The sequence below is a fragment of the Anaerolineales bacterium genome (genome assembly GCA_022866145.1).
In the GTDB taxonomy this organism is placed as follows: Bacteria; Chloroflexota; Anaerolineae; order Anaerolineales; family E44-bin32; genus PFL42.
This window is the reverse complement of record JALHUE010000506.1, coordinates 1-2,630: the sequence shown is the minus strand read 5'-3', so window position 1 is coordinate 2,630 and position 2,630 is coordinate 1. Positions and strand designations below refer to the sequence as shown.

At 58.3% G+C, this 2,630-nt stretch carries 2 protein-coding genes; both read right to left on the bottom strand.

All coding sequences use genetic code 11. The annotated features are described in order from the left end of the window. Nucleotides 1-813: 813 nt before the first annotated feature. Nucleotides 814-1,404 (bottom strand): pirin family protein, encoded by a 591-nt coding sequence (locus MUO23_14745; protein MCJ7514208.1) that lies wholly within the window; start codon nt 1,402-1,404, stop codon nt 814-816. Nucleotides 1,405-1,671: 267 nt separating this feature from the next. Then, nucleotides 1,672-1,929, bottom strand: a complete 258-nt coding sequence (locus MUO23_14740) for a hypothetical protein (GenBank protein MCJ7514207.1) — start codon at nt 1,927-1,929, stop codon at nt 1,672-1,674. Nucleotides 1,930-2,630: the final 701 nt, after the last annotated feature.

Genomic DNA, 2,630 nt, shown 5'->3' with positions numbered 1-2,630 from the left:
CCGCGGAACAGGCCTTCCGGAAGGTGCGAACTGACTAGACGCTTGGGGAGAGCGAGTTTCTCGCTCGGGCCAGGGTCGCCAACACGTGGACGATCTTCATCGGCGGGCAGTCACTTCGGGGCACTTGCAAGATTGCCAGCAACGGCCGACAATGAACTCTCCAAGACGCATGCAGTTATGTCTGTTGCCTGACCCCAGAAGACGGCCCAGGATCTGGGCCCGCAAGGCAGCCGAATATACGTAGACCCCCACATGGAATCCGGCCAAAGGCGACCAACGGTCTGAATCGCCTGCGTCGGGCCCTGCAAGACCCTCATCATGGGTTCCCTGGCCTCCCGTAGGACACCGGGACGATGTGCGGCTTGAGCAGGCAAATCCCATCGTCGCCTCCTGAGGATGGGGCATCAAACGATGCCAAACATCGGTCTCCCGAATCCGGGGAGACCCCTTTGCGTTTCCCTGATCCCGCACTAGGGACGAACGAGGGGAAGACGATCAAGGGCCCCAACTGCCACTATCGGGTTCGGCAAGCCCCTGGACAGACGAGAGCCTTCGTTGTCCAGTCCACGGCTTCGTCTATGGGAAGCAAGGACAACCAGCCGTGCATCCCAGCAGGCAGCCCAGCATACAGGCGATTGGATCTTGTGAACCAGCCTGGGCTGCCGTTTGGAACCTGGCAAACGGAACTCTGCGGAAGAGCGTGTGTATCAGATAGCGTGAAAGCAGCCCGTACGCGCACCCCACGTCCGCGCCTGCGAGAATCCTTGTTGTCCGTTGGAGAACAGAACCGGGAGGATCCTCATCGCGGATTCCCTAAGCACTCTCGGCCATTTCTACCAGGAGCAGATGTGCATTCACCTGCGCATCGATGCTGAGTTCGATGTCGCCTACCGCTTTGGCTGAACTTCCTTGGCCGAGCTCAAGACCGCTTATTGCCACGCTTCCCTCGAGGCACACCAGATATGCTTGACGCCCACGCGCAACTGCGAAATACAGTCGCCTTCCCCCGTCAACCTCCGAAACGAAGACGTCGGCATCCTGGCGAATCTGTACGATGCCTTCCTTCGGCCTTCCGGAGGCGACGTTCAGCCACTTGTTCCGCCGGTCACGCGGAGCGAAGCGTCGGTAGGCGTAGCCAGGTGTCAACCCGGGTGTGTTTGGCAGAATCAACACCTGCACAAAGCGCAGCTTCTCGTCCGGCGAGGAGTTGAGCTCGGCATGAACAAGGCCTGAACCTGCACACTGGTAGCCAACATCGCCGCGCCGGAGAGTCTCTGCGTTTCCCAGGCTGTCGCGATGGCTGAGTTCCCCGTCCACACAGTACGAGATGATCTCGATCTCCTCATGCGGATGCGTGTCAAACCCACTCGCCGACCCGACGAGAAAGTCATTCAGGGCCTCCATTACCCCAAATCGTGTATTAAGAGGATCATGATACTCGCCATAAGAGAAATGAAGACGGCCAATGCACCCGTCACGTTCAGTTACATAGATGTTCTCAGAAAGCATTCGTTGAAGCAATTATCCGCTCCCTCGATTCGCCGGAAGCTGTAACCGAGATGCAGAATAGCCCCGGCTGAGCATTCAAACCGCGGATTCGATTGAGATCCACCTGGTTGGCCGGGATTACTCCCTCAACCCTCGCCTGGCACTCTCGGCTGAGAACCGCGGTCAACCAATGTGGAGCTCACCTGCCTGTTCGGGGTTGTACTTCACTATTCTTACTGTTCGCGCCTCGCTGCGGGCGATCGACGGCACTACCAAAGCGGCCTGTGCTTGGTCGTCGGCCTCAATGATGGCCCAGCCACAAGGACTGCCTTCTTCACAACCCCAGTCGAAGTTGTGCGGGCAACCCATTCCATAGAGCTGGTTCACCAACAGGTGGCAGTTCTTGTCGTTATGCGGTGTTTCGATCAGGTATCTTGCCACGGCGTTGCTCCAAGTTCGTCCACGAATTCCTGCTGCTGCCCCACCATGGTCGGCGGCATCATCAAGGGCTTGAACCGCTTCATGCCTCATCCGACACAAGATCGAAGGGTGGTGTCCTTCGAATTGGACGTGCGATCGCATCATTGTAAATGGGACTATATTGGTGTGTATTATATCATGCACAAGGATTAGGGAGCTGTGGCATTCTTCTTGCGGCGCAAGTCGCCTCTTGTAGCTCCCCAATCTGACAAGGTTCGGAGCATGAACTCGGGGTGGAATCTAGAGGGGCGCTGTCGCCTCACGGCTTGCCGGCAGTGAGCCGACGGCAGGCCTCTTAGGGCGGACCATGGTCAGACGAATCACACGAGAGGCCGTGCAGATGTCTGCGCTCAGCCGAGATGCCACGTACCCCCACTGCACCGTGCCGCAGCCTGGCATCTGCTTGTGGGGACAACCGGGACGATGTGCGGCATGAGCAGGCAAATCCCATCGACGCCTCCTGAGTAAGGGGCATCGAACGAATACGCACAAGGGTCTCCCTGATTCCGGGAGACCCTTGTGCGTATTCTGTGATTGCGTATGGGGGGCATGCGAGAGGCGGATGGTCAAGGGTTTCGGGATTCCGGACTGCCAAGTACGCTGGACCATTCCACGGAATCGGCAGTAACTCGGGCAAGGGGCTCAGCCTCGTGCGCAAGATT

Bases quoted from the DNA above. Each gene is read 5' to 3' on its own strand.
- MUO23_14745 (MCJ7514208.1), bottom strand. From the start codon at position 1,404: ATGGAGGCCCTGAATGACTTTCTCGTCGGGTCGGCGAGTGGGTTTGAC.